The sequence below is a fragment of the Clostridium tertium genome (assembly GCF_902652255.1).
Classification (GTDB): domain Bacteria; phylum Bacillota; class Clostridia; order Clostridiales; family Clostridiaceae; genus Clostridium; species Clostridium tertium_A.
On the sequence record NZ_CACRTO010000008.1, the window covers coordinates 139,459 to 160,627 of the forward strand.

Annotated in this window: 22 protein-coding genes, 1 riboswitch and 1 other annotated feature; of the genes, 19 read left to right on the plus strand and 3 right to left on the minus strand. The window is 26.8% G+C overall.

What is annotated here, in order from left to right:
• Nucleotides 1-20: 20 nt before the first annotated feature.
• The 5 genes from treC to GPX08_RS03360 all read left to right on the plus strand — a co-directional run bounded on the left by treC (nt 21) and on the right by GPX08_RS03360 (nt 5,870).
• A complete protein-coding gene (treC, locus tag GPX08_RS03340) occupies nt 21-1,688 on the plus strand; it encodes an alpha,alpha-phosphotrehalase (protein ID WP_156625392.1) in 1,668 nt (555 codons plus the stop codon).
• A gap of 401 nt (nt 1,689-2,089) precedes the next feature.
• Entirely contained in the window at nt 2,090-2,794 is a 705-nt protein-coding gene (gene treR, locus GPX08_RS03345; RefSeq protein WP_156625394.1) for a trehalose operon repressor, read from the plus strand.
• 9 nt (nt 2,795-2,803) lie between these two features.
• Nucleotides 2,804-4,105: a glycoside hydrolase family 125 protein gene (locus GPX08_RS03350; RefSeq protein WP_156625396.1), complete on the plus strand. Its 1,302-nt coding sequence runs from the start codon at nt 2,804-2,806 to the stop codon at nt 4,103-4,105.
• A gap of 153 nt (nt 4,106-4,258) precedes the next feature.
• The gene (locus GPX08_RS03355; RefSeq protein ID WP_156625397.1) at nt 4,259-4,585 is read left to right on the plus strand and encodes a PadR family transcriptional regulator; all 327 of its coding nucleotides are present in this window, start codon (nt 4,259-4,261) and stop codon (nt 4,583-4,585) included.
• Nucleotides 4,575-5,870, plus strand: coding sequence for a DUF2812 domain-containing protein (locus GPX08_RS03360; protein WP_156625399.1), 1,296 nt, complete (start codon nt 4,575-4,577; stop codon nt 5,868-5,870). The genes GPX08_RS03355 and GPX08_RS03360 overlap by 11 nt, the downstream gene beginning before the upstream one ends.
• A gap of 126 nt (nt 5,871-5,996) precedes the next feature.
• On the opposite strand, the gene GPX08_RS03365 is transcribed toward GPX08_RS03360, so the two are convergent.
• Complete coding sequence (locus GPX08_RS03365) at nt 5,997-6,686, minus strand: DUF4956 domain-containing protein (protein WP_156625400.1); 690 nt, start codon at nt 6,684-6,686, stop codon at nt 5,997-5,999.
• On the minus strand, nt 6,680-7,426 hold the full coding sequence (locus GPX08_RS03370) for a VTC domain-containing protein (protein WP_156625402.1): 747 nt from the start codon (nt 7,424-7,426) through the stop codon (nt 6,680-6,682). Before GPX08_RS03370 ends, GPX08_RS03365 begins: the two co-directional genes overlap by 7 nt.
• A 383-nt stretch (nt 7,427-7,809) precedes the next feature.
• On the opposite strand from GPX08_RS03370, the gene GPX08_RS03375 reads away from it, so the two are divergent.
• The 6 genes from GPX08_RS03375 to GPX08_RS03400 all read left to right on the plus strand — a co-directional run bounded on the left by GPX08_RS03375 (nt 7,810) and on the right by GPX08_RS03400 (nt 13,157).
• The gene (locus GPX08_RS03375; protein ID WP_156625403.1) at nt 7,810-7,962 is read left to right on the plus strand and encodes a hypothetical protein; all 153 of its coding nucleotides are present in this window, start codon (nt 7,810-7,812) and stop codon (nt 7,960-7,962) included.
• Nucleotides 7,963-8,201: 239 nt separating this feature from the next.
• Nucleotides 8,202-8,810, plus strand: coding sequence for a peptidoglycan endopeptidase (locus GPX08_RS03380; RefSeq protein WP_156625405.1), 609 nt, complete (start codon nt 8,202-8,204; stop codon nt 8,808-8,810).
• Between the two features lie 81 nt (nt 8,811-8,891).
• The gene (locus GPX08_RS03385; protein WP_156625407.1) at nt 8,892-9,410 is read left to right on the plus strand and encodes a sigma-70 family RNA polymerase sigma factor; all 519 of its coding nucleotides are present in this window, start codon (nt 8,892-8,894) and stop codon (nt 9,408-9,410) included.
• Nucleotides 9,394-10,779 (plus strand): hypothetical protein, encoded by a 1,386-nt coding sequence (locus GPX08_RS03390; protein WP_156625408.1) that lies wholly within the window; start codon nt 9,394-9,396, stop codon nt 10,777-10,779. Before GPX08_RS03385 ends, GPX08_RS03390 begins: the two co-directional genes overlap by 17 nt.
• Before the next feature lie 106 nt (nt 10,780-10,885).
• Nucleotides 10,886-11,149: a binding site (T-box leader), on the plus strand.
• Nucleotides 11,150-11,273: 124 nt separating this feature from the next.
• On the plus strand, nt 11,274-12,479 hold the full coding sequence (locus GPX08_RS03395) for a tyrosine--tRNA ligase (protein ID WP_156625410.1): 1,206 nt from the start codon (nt 11,274-11,276) through the stop codon (nt 12,477-12,479).
• A 162-nt stretch (nt 12,480-12,641) separates the two neighbouring features.
• On the plus strand, nt 12,642-13,157 hold the full coding sequence (locus tag GPX08_RS03400) for a VanZ family protein (RefSeq protein WP_156625411.1): 516 nt from the start codon (nt 12,642-12,644) through the stop codon (nt 13,155-13,157).
• Between the two features lie 188 nt (nt 13,158-13,345).
• Here GPX08_RS03400 and GPX08_RS03405 read toward each other — a convergent pair whose 3' ends face one another.
• A complete protein-coding gene (locus GPX08_RS03405) occupies nt 13,346-13,516 on the minus strand; it encodes a hypothetical protein (RefSeq protein ID WP_156625412.1) in 171 nt (56 codons plus the stop codon).
• A 170-nt stretch (nt 13,517-13,686) separates the two neighbouring features.
• A riboswitch (TPP riboswitch) is annotated at nt 13,687-13,792 on the plus strand.
• An 89-nt stretch (nt 13,793-13,881) separates the two neighbouring features.
• Between GPX08_RS03405 and thiD the strand changes: the two genes are divergently transcribed.
• The 8 genes from thiD to GPX08_RS03445 all read left to right on the plus strand — a co-directional run bounded on the left by thiD (nt 13,882) and on the right by GPX08_RS03445 (nt 21,032).
• Nucleotides 13,882-14,679: a bifunctional hydroxymethylpyrimidine kinase/phosphomethylpyrimidine kinase gene (gene thiD / locus GPX08_RS03410; protein ID WP_156625414.1), complete on the plus strand. Its 798-nt coding sequence runs from the start codon at nt 13,882-13,884 to the stop codon at nt 14,677-14,679.
• Nucleotides 14,680-14,693: 14 nt separating this feature from the next.
• Entirely contained in the window at nt 14,694-15,479 is a 786-nt protein-coding gene (gene thiM / locus GPX08_RS03415) for a hydroxyethylthiazole kinase (protein ID WP_156625416.1), read from the plus strand.
• A 41-nt stretch (nt 15,480-15,520) separates the two neighbouring features.
• On the plus strand, nt 15,521-16,141 hold the full coding sequence (gene thiE, locus GPX08_RS03420) for a thiamine phosphate synthase (RefSeq protein ID WP_156625418.1): 621 nt from the start codon (nt 15,521-15,523) through the stop codon (nt 16,139-16,141).
• A gap of 112 nt (nt 16,142-16,253) precedes the next feature.
• Nucleotides 16,254-16,664 (plus strand): hypothetical protein, encoded by a 411-nt coding sequence (locus GPX08_RS03425; protein WP_156625419.1) that lies wholly within the window; start codon nt 16,254-16,256, stop codon nt 16,662-16,664.
• A gap of 100 nt (nt 16,665-16,764) precedes the next feature.
• Entirely contained in the window at nt 16,765-17,832 is a 1,068-nt protein-coding gene (locus GPX08_RS03430) for an HlyD family efflux transporter periplasmic adaptor subunit (RefSeq protein ID WP_156625421.1), read from the plus strand.
• A gap of 1 nt (nt 17,833) precedes the next feature.
• On the plus strand, nt 17,834-18,511 hold the full coding sequence (locus GPX08_RS03435) for an ATP-binding cassette domain-containing protein (RefSeq protein ID WP_156625423.1): 678 nt from the start codon (nt 17,834-17,836) through the stop codon (nt 18,509-18,511).
• The gene (locus GPX08_RS03440; protein ID WP_156625424.1) at nt 18,477-19,709 is read left to right on the plus strand and encodes an FtsX-like permease family protein; all 1,233 of its coding nucleotides are present in this window, start codon (nt 18,477-18,479) and stop codon (nt 19,707-19,709) included. Before GPX08_RS03435 ends, GPX08_RS03440 begins: the two co-directional genes overlap by 35 nt.
• A gap of 189 nt (nt 19,710-19,898) precedes the next feature.
• Nucleotides 19,899-21,032, plus strand: a complete 1,134-nt coding sequence (locus tag GPX08_RS03445) for an MFS transporter (protein ID WP_156625426.1) — start codon at nt 19,899-19,901, stop codon at nt 21,030-21,032.
• Nucleotides 21,033-21,169: the final 137 nt, after the last annotated feature.

Sequence of the window (21,169 nt, forward strand, 5' to 3'; positions counted from 1 at the left end):
AAATATGGAGTGTATAAATAATGAAAGATTTTAAGAAAAGTGTAGTTTATCAAATATATCCTAAGTCTTTTAGTGATAGTAATAATGATGGTATTGGAGATATAAAAGGGATAATAGGGAAACTAGACTACCTTAAATCATTAGGGGTTGATTATATTTGGTTAACCCCAGTGTATATCTCCCCACAAAAAGATAATGGCTATGATGTAGCAGATTATTGCAGCATAGATCCACGTTATGGGACTATGGAGGAGTTTGAAGAATTAGTTAAAGAAGCAAAAAATAGAGATATATATCTAATGCTAGATATGGTATTTAATCATACATCCACTGAACATGAATGGTTTAAAAAAGCTATTAATGGTGATGAAAAATATAAAAATTATTATATTTTTAAGAAAGGCAAAAATGGAGAGGCTCCAACTAATTGGATCTCTAAATTCGGTGGTAGTGCCTGGGAGTATGTAGAAAAGCTTGATGAATATTATCTTCACTTGTTTGACGTAACTCAAGCTGATTTAAATTGGGATAATGAAGAGCTAAGAAAAGAAATTTATAAAGTAGTTAATTTTTGGATAGATAAAGGGGTTAAGGGATTTAGATTAGATGTAATAAACCTTATTTCTAAGCCAGAAGTATATGAAGATGATTATGAAGGTGATGGAAGAAGATTCTATACAGATGGACCTAATATTCATAGATATCTAAAAGAATTAAATGAAAATACTTTTGGAAAACATGAAGATATTATCACTGTTGGAGAAATGTCATCAACTTCAATTGATAACTGTATTAAGTACTCTAATAGTGAAGAAAAAGAATTATCAATGGTATTTAATTTTCATCATTTAAAAGTTGATTATAAAGATGGTGAAAAATGGTCATTAATGGATTTTGATTTCAAAGCTCTAAAGGATTTGTTTAACTCATGGCAAAGAGGATTGATCGAAGGTGATGGTTGGAATGCACTATTTTGGTGTAACCATGATCAGCCAAGAATAAATTCAAGATTTGGTGATGTTAATGAATACCTTAAAGAATCATCAAAGATGCTTGCAACAGCAGTTCATTTGATGAAAGGAACTCCTTATATTTATCAAGGTGAAGAAATAGGAATGACTAATCCTGAATTTGAAAATATAGAAGAGTATAGAGATGTTGAATCTATAAATTACTATAATATATTAAAAGAAAAAGGAATTAAAAAAGAAGAAATTTTAGAAATACTGAAAAGTAAGTCTAGAGATAATTCTAGAACTCCAATGCAATGGGATAACAGTATAAATTCTGGTTTTACTAAGGGAACGCCTTGGATAAATGTATCAAGAAGATATAAAGAGATTAATGCTGAAAATAATATAAAAGATGAAGATTCAATACTGTATCATTATAAAAAGCTAATTGCTGTTAGAAAAGAAGAAGATGCAATAGCTTATGGTGATTATAGAATATTAGATAAGGATAATGAAAAAGTTTATGCTTATGAAAGAAGTTTAGATAATACTTCAGTAATAGTTGTAAATAACTTCTATAAGGAAGAAGTAGAAATTAATTTATCTAAAGAAGTTGATTTGGATAATAAGAAAATTGAGATATTATTATCTAATTATAAAGATAGCTTAGTAGATCTTAATAATCTTAAATTAAGACCGTATGAATCAGTAGTTTATAGATTAATTAATAATTAAAAGATAAATGATGTAACTTGGATAAGGTTTCTGATAATAGTTTAAGAAAAAACTCCTAAGGGGGTTTTTTCTTAAATCTAAAACTTTAAACTAAAGTAAATTAACTTTAATATATATGTTTCAATAAACAATCTACATCTATATCCTTATAAATTTATAGGTTAAAAATACTTTTTAAGTAAATTATCTAAATTGAAAGCATATATATTCTTTAATTTATATATAAGTTGTTAAGATAATAGCATAACTTAAATATTTTTAATATCAAATATGCCTTAATAAAAAGTAAATTCCTTATTACAACTTATATATAAAAACCTACTTAATACCTTAAAATGAAACAATATATGTAATATAATATAGTTATAAGTAAAATTTATAGGAAAGAAGTAGGAGAGAAGATGAGTAAATATATTGAAATATATAATGAAATAGTTAGCGATATTGAAAATGGAAATCTAGAAGTAGATTCTAAGCTTCCTTCTGAAGCACAACTGATGGAAAAGTACAGTGTATCGAGAGATACTATAAGAAAATCATTGAATTTATTAGAGCAAAATGGATATATACAAAAGTCAAAAGGTAAGGGGTCTTTTGTACTAGATATTAACAAATTTAACTTTCCTGTTTCTGGAATAAGAAGTTTTAAAGAATTAATTGAAAGTATGGGTAAGGAAGTAATTACCTCAGTGGAAGAGTTGAGCCTTAGAGCACCTAGTAAGAAAACCTCAGCTAAGTTAGAGTTAAGTAGTGAAGATTATGTATGGAAAATAGTAAGGGTAAGAAAAATTGACGGAGAAAGGATAATTTTAGATAAGGATTATTTTAACGCAAAATTTGTTCCTACACTAACTTTAGAAGTATGTAAGGATTCTATATATAACTACATTGAAGGAGAACTAGGGCTGAAAATATCTTATGCTAAGAAAGAAATAACTGTACAACAAGCAACAGAAGAAGATAAGAAGTATTTAGATTTAGGAAGAGATAACATGGTTGTTGTAGTTAAGAGTTACACATATCTAGAAGATAGAAGCCTTTTCCAATATACTGAATCTAGACATAGAACAGATAAATTTAAGTTTGTAGATTTCGCAAGACGTTAACTAAGGATAATAGGAGGAAAGGTTTTGGAAATCAATAGAGAATTTATTTCAAAAGCTAGAGAAATAATTATAGATAAGATAAAAGATGAAAAAGTAGCTGATATATTTGAAAAGTGTATGAATAATACATTAGATACTACAATAAAATTTCATGAAGATGGAACAGTTTTTATAATTACAGGTGATATACCTGCAATGTGGCTTAGAGACTCTGTATGTCAAATAAGACCCTATCTTTTATTTGCAAAGGATAATAAAGATATTAGCAATATGATAAAGGGACTAATAAGAAAGCATTATAAACTAATAAAAATAGATCCTTATGCAAATGCCTTTAATGAAAGTGCAAATGGAATGGGGCATCAAGAAGATATTACTGAAATGCAACCAGAGGTATGGGAGCGTAAATATGAATTAGATTCTCTATGTTTTACTATTCAATTAGTTTATTTATATTGGAAGATAACAGGTGATAGTAGCCATATAGATAAAGAATTTATAGAAGTAATCAATATAATCCTAGATTTATGGGAATTAGAACAAAATCATGAGGATAATTCTAAGTATAGATTTAATAGATTAAATTCAAGAGCAAGAAATAACTTAGAAAGAAATGGACTAGGTACTAAGACAAAACACACTGGGATGACATGGTCAGGTTTTAGACCTAGTGATGATGCTTGTGCTTATGGATATTTAGTTCCATCAAATATGTTTGCAGTAGCAGTTTTAAGATACTTAGCTGAAGTTTCAATGGAAGTCTTAAAGGATAAAGATTTAGAAAAGAGAGCCCTAAAGTTAAAAGAAGAAATAGAAAATGGAATTGAAACCTATGGTATTGTACATAACGAAAAGTATGGAGATATGTATGCTTATGAAGTGGATGGCTTTGGGAATAGCTTCTTAGTAGATGATGCTAATGTTCCAAGTCTTTTATCTATTCCTTTAATAGGATATAAAGATAATAAAGATGCTAAATATATTAATACTAGAAATTATATATTAAGTAAAGATAATAAATATTACTATGAAGGTAAATACGCCAAGGGTATAGGAAGTCCACATACTCCAGAGGGATATATATGGCATATAGCACTAGCAATAGAAGCTTTAACATCAGATAGTAAAGAAGAAAAGCTAGAAAAAATTATGATGATGAAAAATACTGATGGGGATACACATTTTATGCATGAATCTTTCGATCCTAATGATCCAACTATTTTTACAAGAGAGTGGTTTTCATGGGCTAATTCAATGTATTGTGAATTAGTAATGGATTACTGTGGAGTAAGTTTAAAAGATATATTATAAAATTTGATAAAAATGGAGAAGTTTTAAATTTCTTCATTTTTTATATTGACAATATTGATACTCGATATTAAAGTTAATATATAGAATTTCTTTTTTTATTCATTTAATATCGATATTCGATATTCGATATTCGATATTTGGAGGTGATTAATTTTGCCAAGAGAGCAATTTCAAAATTTAACTGAGCCAATGTACTACATATTAATTTCATTAATAAAAGAGAGATGTGGAGTAGATATTATGGCTGAAGTTGAAGAAATATCTAAAGGAAGGGTTAAGGTAGGCCCGGGAACATTGTATGCATTACTTGGAAGGTTTGAAAAAGAAAATATGATTAGAGAAACAGAAGTAGTAGGTAGAAAACGAAGTTATATAATTACTGAGAAAGGTTTCGAAATACTTCAAGATGAATACAAAAGGTTAAATACTTTAGTTGAGGATGGTAAGTCTTTTTTAGGAGGGGATACGGATGATATTTAGAGATAGTAAGTGGGTAATATTTGATTTTTTACCTTACGAATATAAAAGTTTAGAAGAGTATTTAGAAAATATGGCTTCTAAGGGATGGGTTTTACAATACATAAAAGGATATATCCTGAAATTTAGAAAAGCTAACCCTAAGAAAGTAAAGTATGCAGTTGATATTATGGATAGTATTTCATTTTTGGATGGAAAAAATAGCGAGAAGGCTTTAGAATATAGAGAATATTGCAAAAAAGCAGGATGGGATTTTGTATGTGAAAGTGATAAAATTCAAATTTATTCTAGCGAAGAAAATGTGGAAAGAATAGAAATTCATACTGATGAAAGAGAAAAATTTAATATTATTAAGAAAGCATCATTTAAATATATATTATTAAAAATGCTAACTGCAATTATGCTTTTATATACTCAATATATGATTACAATAGGAAGCAGTGATGGAGATTTCTTAGCAAGTAATTTAATATTAGGAAGCTTATTATTTGCAAATTTATTTGCTATTAATGAAGTAATAGGATTGATTACCTATATGATATTTGCTATTAGGGGGAAAATAGCTATAGATAAGGGGAAGAAAATTACCTATAATTTTAAAAAAATTGCAAAGATAAAAAGATTAATTCATAGAATTTCATTATCACTAGTAATAATTATAACAATTATTATTAGTATTAAATCTGATATAAACTTATTAAAAATATTAATATTATTTTTGCTGTTTGCAATATTAATAGAATATATAGTTAACTTTATAAGAAATAAGAATTATAAAAATAGAAAAATAATAATTCCAATTATTTATTTAATATTGCCGTTAATACTAGCTATACTTATGATTCCTATACTTTTTTCTAACATTAATACGAATTCTAATAATAGTACAGAGATATCAAAGGAGGCATTCTATTTAACTCTTGAAGATTTCAATGATACTTCTAAGGATGACTTTATATATTATAGAATGGAGAAATCACCAATAGCATCATATTTATATTATGGTGGTGCAGGTAAAAAGAACTATTTGAATTATGATATTTTTGAAAGTGATTATAAATGGGCAGTTAAATATAATTTCAATAAAAGAATAAATTTCGTAAGAGAAATTGGTATAGATTATATAGAGAAAGAAACTAACTTACCTAAGGATATAAAAGTATATATAAATGAAAGAGGAGATAAATATATATTTATCTCAGACTATAAAATGGTTGAAATATCAACTCTTGAAGAAATAGGCGAGGATGAATTAATTAGCATTGTATACGAAAAGTTATTTAAATAGGTAGTAAAAAGGAGATATATTTTCAGTATATCTTCTTTTTACTTATTATAATATTCTTTTATGACATGTCTAATACTCTTATTAAAATTTTGAGTTCTTATATATTTATTTGAATTAGACTATTTTTTAGCTATAAACCTTCTCTTCAAATCCTGCAAAGTTTAATGAAATATTTAAGTTTCCATTTTTACATCTTAATTCATCTATAAATTTCTTTTGATTTACATCAAACTTCATTTGAATAATGTATTGAATTTCAAAAAGTGAACCAAAGTCTCTAGTTTTAATAGTTTCAATATACCAAGAGTCAGTATATTTATTTAAAATCTCATCAAATATTCCATCATAATTTAAGTCTTCTGGAATTGTTATTTTAAGCTTAGAAGTCTTTGTTTTAGGCATAGAAAACTTAGTTATATCTAGTATTAATGTTAATGCACAAAGAACTATAGTAAATATAAAGGCATATCCAATATAGCCCATACCACAAGTAAGTCCTACAGCTAAAGTAAAGAATACATACGTTATATCCTTTGGATCTCCAGGTGCACTTCTAAAACGAATTATTGAAAAGGCTCCAGCTAAACTAAAGGCTCTTGCAACATTATTACCCACTAATAGTATTATTATTGAAATAATTACAGGCAACATAATTAATGTTACAGTAAAACTTGGTGCATAGCCCTCTCGTTTATGAGTTTTTATATATGCAAGGCTTATAATTAAACCAAGTATTATTGAAGATGAAATGATCAGTAAAGCATTAATTAAAGTAAATGATTCCCCGTTAGTTGATGATATTATTGTCTCTAGCATATGCTTTTCCTCCTTGCGTTACAATTATTATTTAAACAATATTTTATATATTCATTACCATACTTTGAAAAATGAGTATTATATATTTCTAATTCAGACATGATCTTACTTAGCCATATTGGGATAGCTCCTAATATTTTTACTTCCATAAGATAAGATTTATTAGGAAGAATTCTTTCACCATATACTCCAAGTTGCATTGATAAATTATCACGTCTACTTATAATATTAGAATCAAAAGTTATTCTAAAATCCTTATCATTTTTTCCGAAAAAGGCTTTTCTACTATAACTTATATAAACCTTTGGAGAAACCTTATTGTTATCTAAATAGTATTCTATTTCATCTAAAACTTGATTGTTTAGATAATCTATTGACTTAGGTCTAATATTATATTCTAAAAACATATAGGCTTCTTTTAAGGTTAAAGTTGCTCTTCTTTTATTTACTATTCCATTAATTTTTTTCTTAAGTTCCAAGAAAACTTTATCATTTTCTCCTATAGGAGATTTATAACTTCTTAATCTAAGTTTTTCCTTGTAATAAGGTTTATTAATTGAATGTCTAATTACTTGATTATCTAAAGTATCATAATAAATACTATAAATACTATAGTTCTCTCCATTTTTACAGAATTTATCTTCATTCATATATTCATAAAGAATTGGAAGAAGTTTTTTATATTGAGTTTCATTTAAAATAAACTTCTTTTCATATCTTTGAAAGGACTTTATAGCCATGAAATACCTCCTTTTAATTTAGTTTCTGAGGTAATTATATAAAGCTAACCTTAAATAAATCTTAAATTCTAATTTTTATCAATAGAGATATACAAGTTAGTAAGAAATATCAAAATAAATATAGAGAATTTGAAAATAATGAAGAGCTATATGACATTGATAATATAGAAAATATAAGTTATGAAGTTAAGAATTATATAATAAATGGACAAGGTAATAAATCAGAGGCAGAAAAGTTAGAATGGAGCAAAACCTTCTTAGATAATATTGATATTAATTCATTATATAGTGAGTATTTATCAAGTGGAGGCACTGCTGAGGATATAGAAGGATTAGCAATTTATATTACTGAGAATGCTCCAATACCGAGTGATTGGGAAGAGATGTTAAAAAAAGATTTGTATGAAAAGTATGGTGAAAATTTAGTTAAAGTAGAACCTTTGGGAAATGACCTGTATCAAGCTTATATTGAAAAAGAAGGTAAAGAAGTACCTTATGTTGTGGTATCAAGTAGAACAGGATATTTTCATGGATAGATATTAGTAAAAAGCTGTGTTAAATTGGGTTTCTAATTCAATTTGACACAGCTTTTTTATATGAAAGTAAGATAGTTCTTAATTTAAGATAGATTAGTAGCAATTAAATATTAGAGATGTGGAGAAGTGAGTAAATAAATATTATAAGCTTTTTAATAATTTCTTAATCAAAAAGTAATTAGAAAAGTGAGTATGTAATGTAAAATTATAGTAAGGAACGATGTAAAGGAGATATTTATATGAAAATGAAAAGGTTTAAAAATTATAAAAGAACTTTTACTATATTAGTGTGTATAGGTGCTGTAATATTAATATTTAGCAGTTTTATTAAAAGAGATAAGTATAAAAATGAAGGAATTAATATGACTGAGGAAGAAAAGAAAATAGTAAGTGAGGTTATTGAAATAGCAGAATCAAAGATAGGTCTTCAATATGTTTGGGGTGGTAAAGGAGAAATAATGACAGAGGAAAGACTTAATGAACTCATTACTTATTATGGAGATAGTTACTATCCTTTAAGTGAAGAAACTTATGTTGGGGAACAAGCTTTTGATTGTTCAGGATTAACATACTGGGTTTATAGAGAAGTTACTGGTGTAGAAATAGGGTACTCTACTTATGATCAAGAAGATGAATTACAAGGGTATGAAGTTAGTGAAGAAGAATTACAGCCAGGAGATTTAATTTATACTCCAGGCCATGTGGTTTTATATAAGGGAAAAGGAAAAATAATTAATGCCTATAACAAATATATATATCCAATTGGAGGAGTAAAAGAAGGTAATCTTAATATAACTAATGATAGTGTAATTTATAGACCTCTAGATTATATAAATTCTTTAAAATAAATTTAAGTAATAGGGAACTTTTTCTTTTATATGCTACTCTTACATATGTAAGGATAGAGATAAGGTTAAGGGGGGACGGATTTGGAGCTAGAAGTTAAGAAGGCTAGAAATGGTGATAAAGAGGCATTATTATCATTAATTATGAAGGAAAAAGATAATTATTATAAGCTTGCTTATATTTATATGAAAAATGAACATGATGCTTTAGATATTCTTCAAGAAATGATAATAGTCCTGTATAAGGAAATTCCAAACTTAAGAAAATTAAATTCATTTTACAGCTGGAGCAAGAAAATATTAGTGAATCTATGTAAAAAGGAATTATCAAAGAAGACAAATGAAGAATTAGATTTATTCTATCCTATAGAAGAAAAAGGCTTTAAAGAATCAGAAAATAAAATTTATTTGAAATCACTTATTGAAAGCTTAAATGAAGATCAAAAAGAAGTAATAAAGCTTAGATACTACTTAGATTATTCTTATGATGAAATATCTCAAATAATGGATATTCCACTTGGAACAGTTAAGTCTAGAATTAACAAAGGCCTTAATAAAATAAGAAAAGATATAGGTGGTGATATAAATGATGGACTTAGATAAGGAGTTAAAGAATTTAAAGGAAGAGGAAATAAAGGCACCTGATAATTTTGAAGAATTAATGAGGGGAGCATTAAATAAAAGTAATATAGGAAATGAAAGAATAGAAAGAAAGAAGAAGTTAAATTTTAATAATAAGTATTTAAAGGTAGCTTTAATATTTTTATCATTTTTTTTCATTTTAAATATTAGTACAGTGTCTGCTATGATAAAAAAATTAATGGGCTATAATGATTATTTTTCTTATTATAGTTATGTTAAAAAGTTAAATCAAAGGGGAGAACTTCAAGAGGTTAATCAGAAAATAACTTTTAGTAACGGTAAAGAAATAATTGTTGAAGCAATTGTTTATGATAATAAATATATTACTGTATTTTTAAGAGGAAGTATAACTTATGCTGATGATTTTTTGCCAACTGATGAACCACCTAAAGAATATGACCCTTCAAAGCCTAAATCTGATATAAGAGTTTTAGATGGAGTGGGAGCAGCAGGCTCAGGTGCTTATAGTGAAAAAGATAAAAATGGAGATACATTAAGTGCTTGGATTTTTAAAATAGGAGAAAATAAAGATAAGTTCACTTTAGAAATTATAGAAAATGGGGAATCTAAAGAGGTTACTATTAATATAGATGATTCAAAAACTGTAGAAGTAAAAAATATTAAGCCTAAAAATAATGAAATAGAAATAGATGGTGTTAAGTTTATAGTGAATAATTTAAGAGTTAGTCCTCTTGCAATAAACTTAGACTATTCCGTGGTTTCAGATAATGAAGATAAAATTAAAGCTATTCAATCGAATAATGGAAATTTCTTTAATGAAGGAATTTATTTTTCACCTAATATAGAAGGAAGAAATATAGATAGGTTAGGATTAGTAGCTTATGATGAGAAGGAAGTCTTAGAGAATGGAATTAGAATAGTTGAAAATTTTGCATTTAAGGATTTAGCAATAGATAAATTTAATAAAGCAAATATAGTGATTGAAAGAGCAAGATTTAGTGAAGATTTAGATATTGATATTAATAGTACTATAAAGGACACCTGGATAAATGATTATATATTTATAGAAGAATTAAATTATAATAAAGAAAAAGAAATAGTAGATATAGCATACTGGAGTAAATATGAGAAAAAATGGTTTGATAAATATTTACCTTACGAAATACTACCTTATGATGGATACTTTTCTCATGAAGTTTCAACTCATCAAAGTAATATAAAAGATTATTTAGGAGATGACTATAAAAAATTCACTTTTTTAAGAACGCAAGTAAATATGGATGAAAATAAAAAGATATTTATTTCTAATAATAAGGCATTAGATATTAGTAAAAAAGATAGAACTATTAAAGTAAAAATAGATTATTAGTTTATAGAATATTATAAAAATATTGACAATAATAAAAATAACCTTTATAATCCATATTAATAAATAAGCATAACTAAGAGTTAGCAATAATTCGGAGTATAAGATAATACAAGCTATGATAAGAACAAGTAGTAATTAGTAAGCTTACAGAAAGTTACCGGATGATGAGAGGTGCAAGATAAGCTAATTATGAATACATCTTTGAGCTTCACACCAAATGGGTAACCTAGTAGGCTGTGACGTATTCCTTGCACACGTTATAGTGCTAGAGTATTACCTAGTTTAAGCTAGAGTACTCGAAAAGGTAGGCAATGTGAGTTGTCTATGAACTTAAGGTGGTAACACGAAGAATTTATCTCTCGTCCTTTAGAAATAAGGGGCGAGAGTTTTTTTTATTTTCAAAAATCAATTAAGTTCTAAATTATCAAAAAAGCTTTTGTACATTATTCTTATAGAGCTTGCTTATATTTTTAAATATAAGAGGAGTGTTAAAAATGAAAAAATCAGTAGAAGAACAACTAAAAATTATTAATAAGGGGGCAAGTTTAATAGTTAATGAAGAAGAACTTAAGCTAAAGCTTGAAAAGTCATTAAGGGATGATAAACCATTAATTATTAAGTTGGGACTTGATCCAAGTGCACCAGATATACATTTAGGTCATGCTGTAGTTTTAAGAAAGATAAAGCAAATGCAAGACTTAGGTCATAAGGCAGTAATAGTTATAGGAGATTTTACTGGAAAGATTGGAGATCCAACAGGGAAGGCTAAAGGTAGAAAGGCACTAACAGATGAAGAAGTGTTAAAAAATGCTGAAACATACAAAAATCAAATATTTAAAGTTTTAGATAAAGATAAAACTGAAGTTAAATTTAATAGTGAATGGCTTTCAAAATTGAACTTTGATGATGTATTAAAGTTAGCTGCAACTACTACAGTAGCTAGAATGATGGAAAGAGATGATTTTCAAAAAAGATACAAGAATAATGTACCAATAGGGATTCATGAATTTTTTTACCCATTAATGCAAGCATATGATTCCATTGCATTAGAGGCTGATATAGAGCTTGGAGGAACAGATCAAACCTTTAATATATTAATGGGAAGAACTCTTCAAAAGGCAGTAGGCCAAGAACAACAAATTGCTATGTTTATGCCTATATTAGAAGGATTAGATGGAATCGAAAAAATGAGTAAGAGTTTAGGAAATTACATTGGAGTAAATGAGCCAGCTAATATAATGTTTAAAAAGGTTATGGAAGTTCCAGATAGTTTAATTATTAAATACTTTGAATTAGCAACAGATGAACATCCTGATGAAATAGAGAAAATAAAAGAAAGGCTCAAATCAGGAGAGAACCCAAGAGATATTAAACTTGAATTAGCAAAAATAATAACAACTCTATATCATTCAGATGAAGAGTGCATAGAAGCAATAGATTTTTATAATACAGCTTTTTCTAAAAAAGAAATACCAGATAATATCCCAGAATTGTTATGTAATGGAGAAGTACTACGAGATATACAAGATATATTAATAAAAGAAAAGTTCATACCAAGTAAAAAAGAGTTCTCAAGATTAATAAATCAAGGTGGAGTCCAATTAAATGGAGAAAAAATTAATTCATTAGATACTAAGATTAAAGATAAAGATGTATTAAAAATAGGAAAGAAAAAGTTTGTTAAGTTAGCTAGTAATTAGAAGAAATAAATTATAATATATTAATATTAAAGACACTTTAAAATAGCTTATTAAGAGAATGTTTATATCATTTATTTTTAGTATAATATTAAGAAATTTTAAGGAATTAATCAGATTACTCTAAGATGCTTTTGATATCATGATCATATGAGGTGATATTAAATGAAAAAGAAGATAATAAATATTTTATTTGTAACAAGCTTTATATTTTATGTTTCATTTTTGATATGGAATATTCTTTTTAAATATGTTTCTCCTATGGAGTTATTTAGTAGCAGCAGATATTTTTATAGAAATATTAATTTGATACCTTTTAATGATATAATCAATAACAATTATAATCAATTAGATATTTGGGGAAACGTGATTTTATTTATTCCTTTAGGAATTTATATTAAAACATTCTTTAAAAATTCTAATATGCTTAATAATATAATTATATTATGCGGGATATCATTAATATTTGAAGTTAGTCAATATGTATTTGCAATAGGTGCAACAGACATTACTGATATTATTACTAATACTATAGGTGGAATACTTGGGATAAATATATATTTATTACTTAAAAGATTATTAAAGGAAGACAAAAAAATTAAAAACTTTATATCTATTTGCAGTACCATAGTAATGATAATAGTTGGAGGCATTGTAATTATGCTTTTAATGAATAGTTAATTATTAAATTTTGTTGAATTATATATTGGAGTAAGATAAAAAAGTTAATATTAAAAATATATTATTATTTATAAAAGTTGTTAAATATAATTAAAAAAGATGATTCCTATAATAGGCAGGAGTCATCTTTTTTGTATCTATTGAACAAATAATTTAGTGTGATAATATATAACTCTTTAAACTTAATCTTACTTGTTGTGAGATAACTTTGATCTCTTAGTAAATTTTTTTCCGTTTGAATGAGCGCCTTTTTTTACTCCATTTTCAATTCCAATTTCAGAGCCTGATTCTGAATACATCTTTCTTAGTTCAGCATTAGATTTAGGTCTATCTTTTTGTCTATTTTTATTGTTATCCATTTTAATTACCTCCAAGACATTTCTCTATAATAGCTTTTCCAAATATCAAGAAAAAACATTATAAAATAAGAAGATAATAATCCATTTAAAGATATAAATTGAAAACTATTTAAAACTGATGATGTTATATACATTTATTGATTATTATGGTAAAATTAAATAAAATTTAAATAAATAGCTAGGGGTGCCCATAAGGCTGAGAAATAAAATGATATTTATTAACCCTAATTACCTGAACTGGATAATGCCAGCGTAGGAAAGCTTGAATTAGTGTATAAATTAAAACACCATATTTTAGTAACTACTGGCTATATTCCGTTTAGGAGTATAGCTTTTTATTTTTGATATTTTTAGGAGGTTTTCAAATGAAAAAATATAAAATACCAACATTAACAATAGCAGGATCAGATTCTTCAGGAGGAGCTGGAATTCAAGCTGACTTAAAGACTTTTAGTGCTATTGGAACTTATGGAATGAGTGTAATTACTGCTATAACTGCTCAAAATACAGAAGGAGTATTTATGGTAGAAGACTTAAGTAAGGAGATTATTAGAAAGCAAATAGAAGTAGTTATAGAGGATATAAGGCCTAAAGCTATAAAAGTAGGTATGGTTTCTAATCCTGAAATAATAAATGAAATTGTTGATACCTTAAGCAAATATGACATTGAATACTTAGTAGTAGATCCAGTAATGATATCAAAAAGTGGATTTGACTTATTAAAGCCTGAAGCAAAAGATACTTTGATAAAGAAGCTTATTCCAAAAGCATATATTTTAACACCGAATACTTTAGAAGCTGAAGAAATAAGTGGAGTAAAAATAAATACTTTAGAAGATATGAAAGAAGCTGGAGAAAAGATATTAGAACTTGGACCTAAGTATGTATTAATGAAGGGTGGACATTTAGAAGGTGAAGCAATTGATATATTAATTGGTAAAGATGTCTATAAGGAACTAAAGTCAGAAAGACTCAATAATAAAAACACTCATGGAACTGGATGTACATTATCATCAGCCATAACTTCATATTTAGCTTTAGGTAATGATATAGAAAAAGCCGTAGAGTTAGGAAAGGATTATATTACTAATGCTATTAAAAATAGTTTTGATATAGGGAAGGGAGTAGGTCCTGTAAATCATTTTTATAATTTTATGGAATAAGGAAGGTAGTTAAGATGTTTGAATTAATAGAAAAAGTTAAAGAAATTAACCCACTAGTACTTCATTATACAAATGAAGTAACTATTAATGATTGTGCTAATATAACCCTTGCTATAGGAGCTAGTCCTTTAATGAGTTATAGCTATGAGGAGTTAGAAGAAATTATAAGTAAGGCAAGCTCTGTAGTAATCAATATAGGAACTATGAAGTCAGCTAACTTAGATTTATTTTTACAAGCTGGTAAGATGGCAAATAAATATAATAAGCCAGTTTTATTAGATCCTGTTGGAGTTTTTGCAACAGAAGAAAGGAAAAATTTGACAGATAAATTAATAAATGAAGTAAGTTTTGACGTAATAAAGGGAAATGTTGCTGAAATTAAATTTATTGGTGGTTATGAAGGTAATGGACAAGGGGTAGATGCCAAGGAAAGCAATGAAGATATTTCTAATATAATTAGAGAAATAGCTGAAAAAATGAAAACTATAATAGTAGCTACTGGGAAAATAGATTTTATTAGTGATGGAATAAAGACAATAAAAATAGAAAATGGAAGTGAACTTCTTAAGAAGGTAACAGGGACTGGATGTATGACAGGGAGTCTTATTGCCTCATATTTGGGAGCTGTTGGAGTTAATATTGAAGCTGTAGCAATGGGAGCACTTTCTATGGGAGTAGCAGGTGAGCTTGCAGCTGAAAATTGTAATGGAATAGGGAGTTTTAAAGTTGAACTTATGAATAATGTATTCAATCTAGATTCAAAGAAATTAAAAAAATTATCTAGGATAACTATAAAGTAGTTCGGTAATAGTTGTAAATTCGAAAGTGTGAGGTGAAAATTATGGAAGAGTTAAAGCTTTATTTAATAACTGACTCAGATATTTTAAAAGGTAGAGACTTTTATAATGAAATAGAAAATGCTCTTAAAGGTGGAGTTACTATGCTTCAATTAAGAGAGAAAGATGCCCTAGGAAAAGAATTTCTAGAGAAGGCAATTAAGCTTAGAGAGTTAACAAAAAAATATAATGTAAAATTTATTATAAACGATAGGGTTGATATAGCTTTATTATGTGATGCTGATGGAGTTCATGTTGGACAAGATGATTTACCAGCAGATAAAGTAAGAGAATTAATAGGTAAAGATAAAATATTAGGTGTTTCAGCTAGAAATATAGAAGAGGCAATAAAAGCAAAGGAAATGGGAGCAGATTACCTAGGTGTAGGAGCAATGTTTACTACATCAACTAAATCAGATGCTGTAGTTGTTTCTTTTAAGGAGTTAAATAATATTAAGAAAAATGTAGATCTGCCTATAGTAGTAATAGGTGGAATTACTTTAGATAATCTTGATAGGTTTAAGGAATACAATATAGATGGCTATTCAGTTATTTCTGCTATTCTAGGTAGGAATGATATACAAAAGGAAACTGAAAAGTGGATAGAGGTTATTAATAATAATTAATATACAGGTGTATTTAAAGTAAAAAAAATACAAAAATAAGTATAAATTGAATTGATTTTAATTTATGGGAATGGTATTATTAAATTAAATTTTAATAAAAAGGAGAGGGAAAATGGAAGCAGTTGAAAATAATCAAAAAGTAGGTGCTGGTATTATTACAATGTCCGTATTATATCTTTTAGGACAAGTATTTACTATATTTGGATTAATAATTAATCTTGTAGCTAAGGATGAAATTAGTAGTATATTAGCGGAGTCAGGAGTAGGTGTGCAAGTTACCACTATGCAAATAGTAATTGCATTAGCTATATCATTAATTATAACTTTAGCGGTTATATTAATTTTATTTAAAAAACCAATAGGAGCATATATATTTATTGGAATAGAGATTTTATCTTTTATTTATTCAATTATAAGTGGAGGATTTACAGTATTCTCCTTAGTCGCGTTAATATTCCCAGGATTAATGATTTTCTTCTTATATAAAAAGAAGGAAATATATTTTTCAAATTTAAAATTATAAAATTTAACATATTAATTATCTAGTTTGATAAAGACTAATTTATTTTAAAGTCAGTTTTTATCAAACTTATTTTTATTTATGATATAAGAGGTGGTATTAGTTGAAGAATAAAAAACTTATAATAGGTGGAGTAATATTTGCTATAGCTATTGTTTTAACAGTAGCTGCAGGATTGTATGTTAAAAATCAGTCAAAGGCAAAAGTGTCTACAGTTACTGAAGATAAGTATTTTACTGTTGAAGAAAATAGTGGTTTAAAGTTTAAGGGAACTAGCATAATAAGTAAAGAACAAAAAATTATGTTAGATGTTACTAGTGGAAAACTGAATGAAGTTTTTGTTGAAGATGGTCAAGCTGTAGAAAAAGATACTATTCTATTTAATTATTATAATGAAACTATGCAAGAACAAGTAGATGATTTAAATAGGCAAATATCATCATTAAATTCGAAAATAGATAGTGAGAAAGAAAGAGTAAAGAAATTACAAGCCCTAAATCAATCTAATATAGAAAATAATAAAGACGGTGGAGCTAGTACTGCTACTATAGGTAATCAACAAATTCAGCAAGTTGATAATAGTGCTGTTGAAGAGCTTAATTATAGTTTAAATGATTTAATTTCTAAAAGAGATTCATTAAGGGAAAAAGTAATAAAGCCTGTGAAAGCAGAGATTAATGGAAAAGTATATATAAATAATGAAGACGCAACTAAGGAATACATGAGAGTAATATCAGAGGATTACTTAATAGAATCAGATGCAACTGAATTTGATGTAGATAAAATTAAAGTTGATGATAAAGTGAATATTAAAGTGATTAGTAACAATAAAACTGTAACTGGAAAGATTACAAAGATAGACGAAATTCCAACAACTTCTTTAGATCAAAAGTCTGTTTCTTATAAATTTTATGTGAAGCCTGATGAAGGAATAAAAATAGGATTTAGTGTTGAGTTAAGTGTAAATCAAGAGGGGTTACCTGTTCCTAAGAGCTCAGTAATAGAAGAGGATGGTAAGCAATATGTTATTATATCAGATGGAGAATCACAAAACAAAATCGAAGTTACAGGAACTCTAAAGGATGATAACTACATAATAAGTAGTAGTAATTTAAAAGTAGGGGATAAAATTCTTTTAAATCCTTTAGAAGATGGTAAGGAGGCAGTATAATATGATTAAACTTCAGGGGATAAATAAATATTATACCTCCGGGGAAGAGAAGTTACATGCCTTAATAGATGTTGATTTAGAAATAGATAAGGGTGAGTTTTTAGCCATTATGGGACCTTCTGGTTCAGGAAAATCAACTATGATAAAAATATTAGGATTATTAGATAAAAAGTTTCAAGGAAATTATTTTCTTAATGATAAGGAAGTTAAAAGTTTAAGTGACGACTTACTTAGTAATTTAAGAAATGAAAAGATAGGATTTGTTTTTCAAGATTTCAATTTAATAGATAGATTAACTATTAAAGAAAATATTGAATTACCAATGCTATATAGTGGAAAAGGGATTAAAGAAACTAAAAATAAGGTAGTTGAGCTTTTAGAGAAAGTTAAGCTTATTGATAAAATAAATAAGTATCCAAAACAATTATCTGGGGGGCAACAACAAAGAATATCTATAGTTAGGTCCTTAGTAAATAATCCGGAAATAATAATAGCTGATGAGCCGACAGGAGCACTTGATAGTAAGACATCTGAAGAAATTATTGATATATTTAATGAATTAAATAAAGAAGGTATAACAATAATTTTAATAACCCATGATATTAATATTGCTAGACATGCAAAGAGAATAGTTAAGATATTTGATGGACAGCTTAAGGAGGATAAAAATGAAGTTTAGAGTTTTAATTTTTACTGCCTTAAGAAATTTAAATAGAAACAAAAAAAGATCTATATTAACAATGATAGGAATAATAATAGGTATAGCATCTGTAATAACTATTGTTGCTCTTGGACAAGCTTATAAAAATAAAACCATAAAAGAGTTTACTGGAGAAACAGATGGAGCTGTAGTATTAATGGCTACTTTTGCACCAGAGAATTTCAATGAAAATTCAACAGCACTAGAGTTTTTTACTGAAAAACATAAGGATAAAGTAGAGGCTCTTGAATCAGTAGAATCAGTTGAATTTCAGTATAGTAACAATACTATGGGTGAATATATGCAATTAGATATTAGAGGAAAGACTATAAATACTTTAGTGAAACCTATAGAGAATTTTAATATTAGTGATGATGTGTATGGTAGAAACTTAAGTGAAAATGATAATACCTTAAAAAGGAGAGTAATTACAGTAGCACAACAAACCTTAGATAGTAATTTTGATGATGTTGAAGAACTAGTAGGTGGAATTGCTAATATTAATGATATATCTTTTGAGATTGTAGGAATAAAAAAGGCGCCAGTAGAAGAAGAGATAAGCTTTTTTGACATGGGTGGAGAAGTGAAAATTCCTAAAGAGTCATATGATAAATATTTCTCAACTATAAAGAGGATTGAGGGATTAAATATTACATTAAAGAAAGATAAAAATGTTAAAGATAGCATAAAAGAAATTGAAAATGTATTAAATTCTGTTGAAGGTAAAAAAGTAGAAGGCGAATATCAAATAATTGATACAAGTGGAATTGTAAATTTACTAGGCGGAGTACTTAATACTATAACTATGTTTATAGCAGCAGTAGCTGGTATATCTTTATTTATTGCAGGAATAGGTCTTATGAATATGATGTACACATCTGTTTCAGAAAGAACTAGAGAGATAGGAATAAAAAGAGCATTAGGAGCTAGAAAGAAAGATATAAGAAGAGAATTCTTAATAGAAGGTATAGTAATAACCACAATTGGAGGAATTGTTGGATATATATTAGGGATAATAATAGCTAATATTATTTCAATATATTTCAAGCTAGTTGTTGTACCAAATTTATTTACAAGTATTTTAGCCATTGGAATATCAATTATTATTGGAATTGCTTCAAGTATCATCCCAGCAAGAAAAGCTGCAAATTCAAATACAGTAGATATATTAAAGTAGAAAGTGACAGTATAGTTACTTTCTTTTTTTATTGTAATATAATATAATATTAGTATAATCATTGGAGGTATATATATGTTTAGACCAATTTAACAAAAACCTAATGTAATAAAATAGGATGTTGCACAATTAATTGATCTGTCTTTGAGATAGGTCCCTATTTGTTATGCCTTTAGGAGGTTTGTTAAATTGAATAAAAAAGTAAATATATATTTATTAAATATAATAGTTTTTTTACAAGGACTAGTATTTTATGCTCCAGTAGCAACCATTTATAGAGAGAATAGAGGAATATCAATTTCTCAAATTTTCTTAATTGAATCTATATATATGATATTAATAATATTGTTTGAGGTACCTTGGGGAATATTTGCAGATAAGTATGGCTATAAGAAGACCTTAATACTTTCAAACTTTATTTTCTTTATATCTAAAATTATATTCTTTAAGGCAGATTCCTTTTCTATGTTTTTATTAGAAAGATTTTTGCTAGCAACTGCTATAGCAGGATTATCAGGCTGTGATTCTACAGTATTATATTTATCCTTAGATAAGAATGATAATAGTGAAAAAGCTTTTGCAACTTATGGATTTTTTTCAAATGCCGGCTTTTTATTAGGTTCAGTTATATCAACATTTATCATTAATATTTCAATAGAGCTTTCAGCTTATTACACTATAATACCTTATGGTTTAGCCTTTATTATTTCTCTTTTTATTTTAGATGTTAAGGGAGAAAGTAAGAAAAGTAATGGAATACTCTTTAATATTAAGGAGGCAATTAGTAATAAGGAAATCATAATTTTAATTCTAGGTATTGCTTTAGTTGCAGAGGTTGTCCAAAGTATAACAGTATTTTTGAATCAAGGAATATATATAAGAAGTGGTGTAGATATTAGGTATTTTGGAATTATGTTAGCTGGAATTGAAATTATAGGGCTAATATCTATAAAATCTTATAAAATAACAAATAGGATTGGACAAAGAAAATCAATACTATTATTTATGATATGTATATTGATTAGTTCATTTTCTTTAGTATTTATAAATAATCCAATTCTAGCCTTTATTGCAATAGCTATAATATCAACAAGTATGGGATTTATCGATCCTATTTTTATGGATATACAAAATAAATCTATAAAGATTGCAGATAGAGCTACTATATTATCAATTTACTCCATAATTGGAAGTGTAGTTTCTGCTGTTTTAAATCCAATAATAGGTACTGCTTCAAATACTTCATTAGATATTGGTATATTTACATGTTTTATAATAACCTTAATAGCTATTATTTTAATTAGTATTAATTACAAAAATTAATCTATTTACAAATATATTAAGATAAGTAAGAAAAGTTTGTGGGAAGATAGCTTTTAAGACTTTAGAGGAATTAGTTTAAAATATATTTAAGATCAGCATGTAGTTTGCAAGTTAAGAGTAAGTTCACTTTAGCAAAC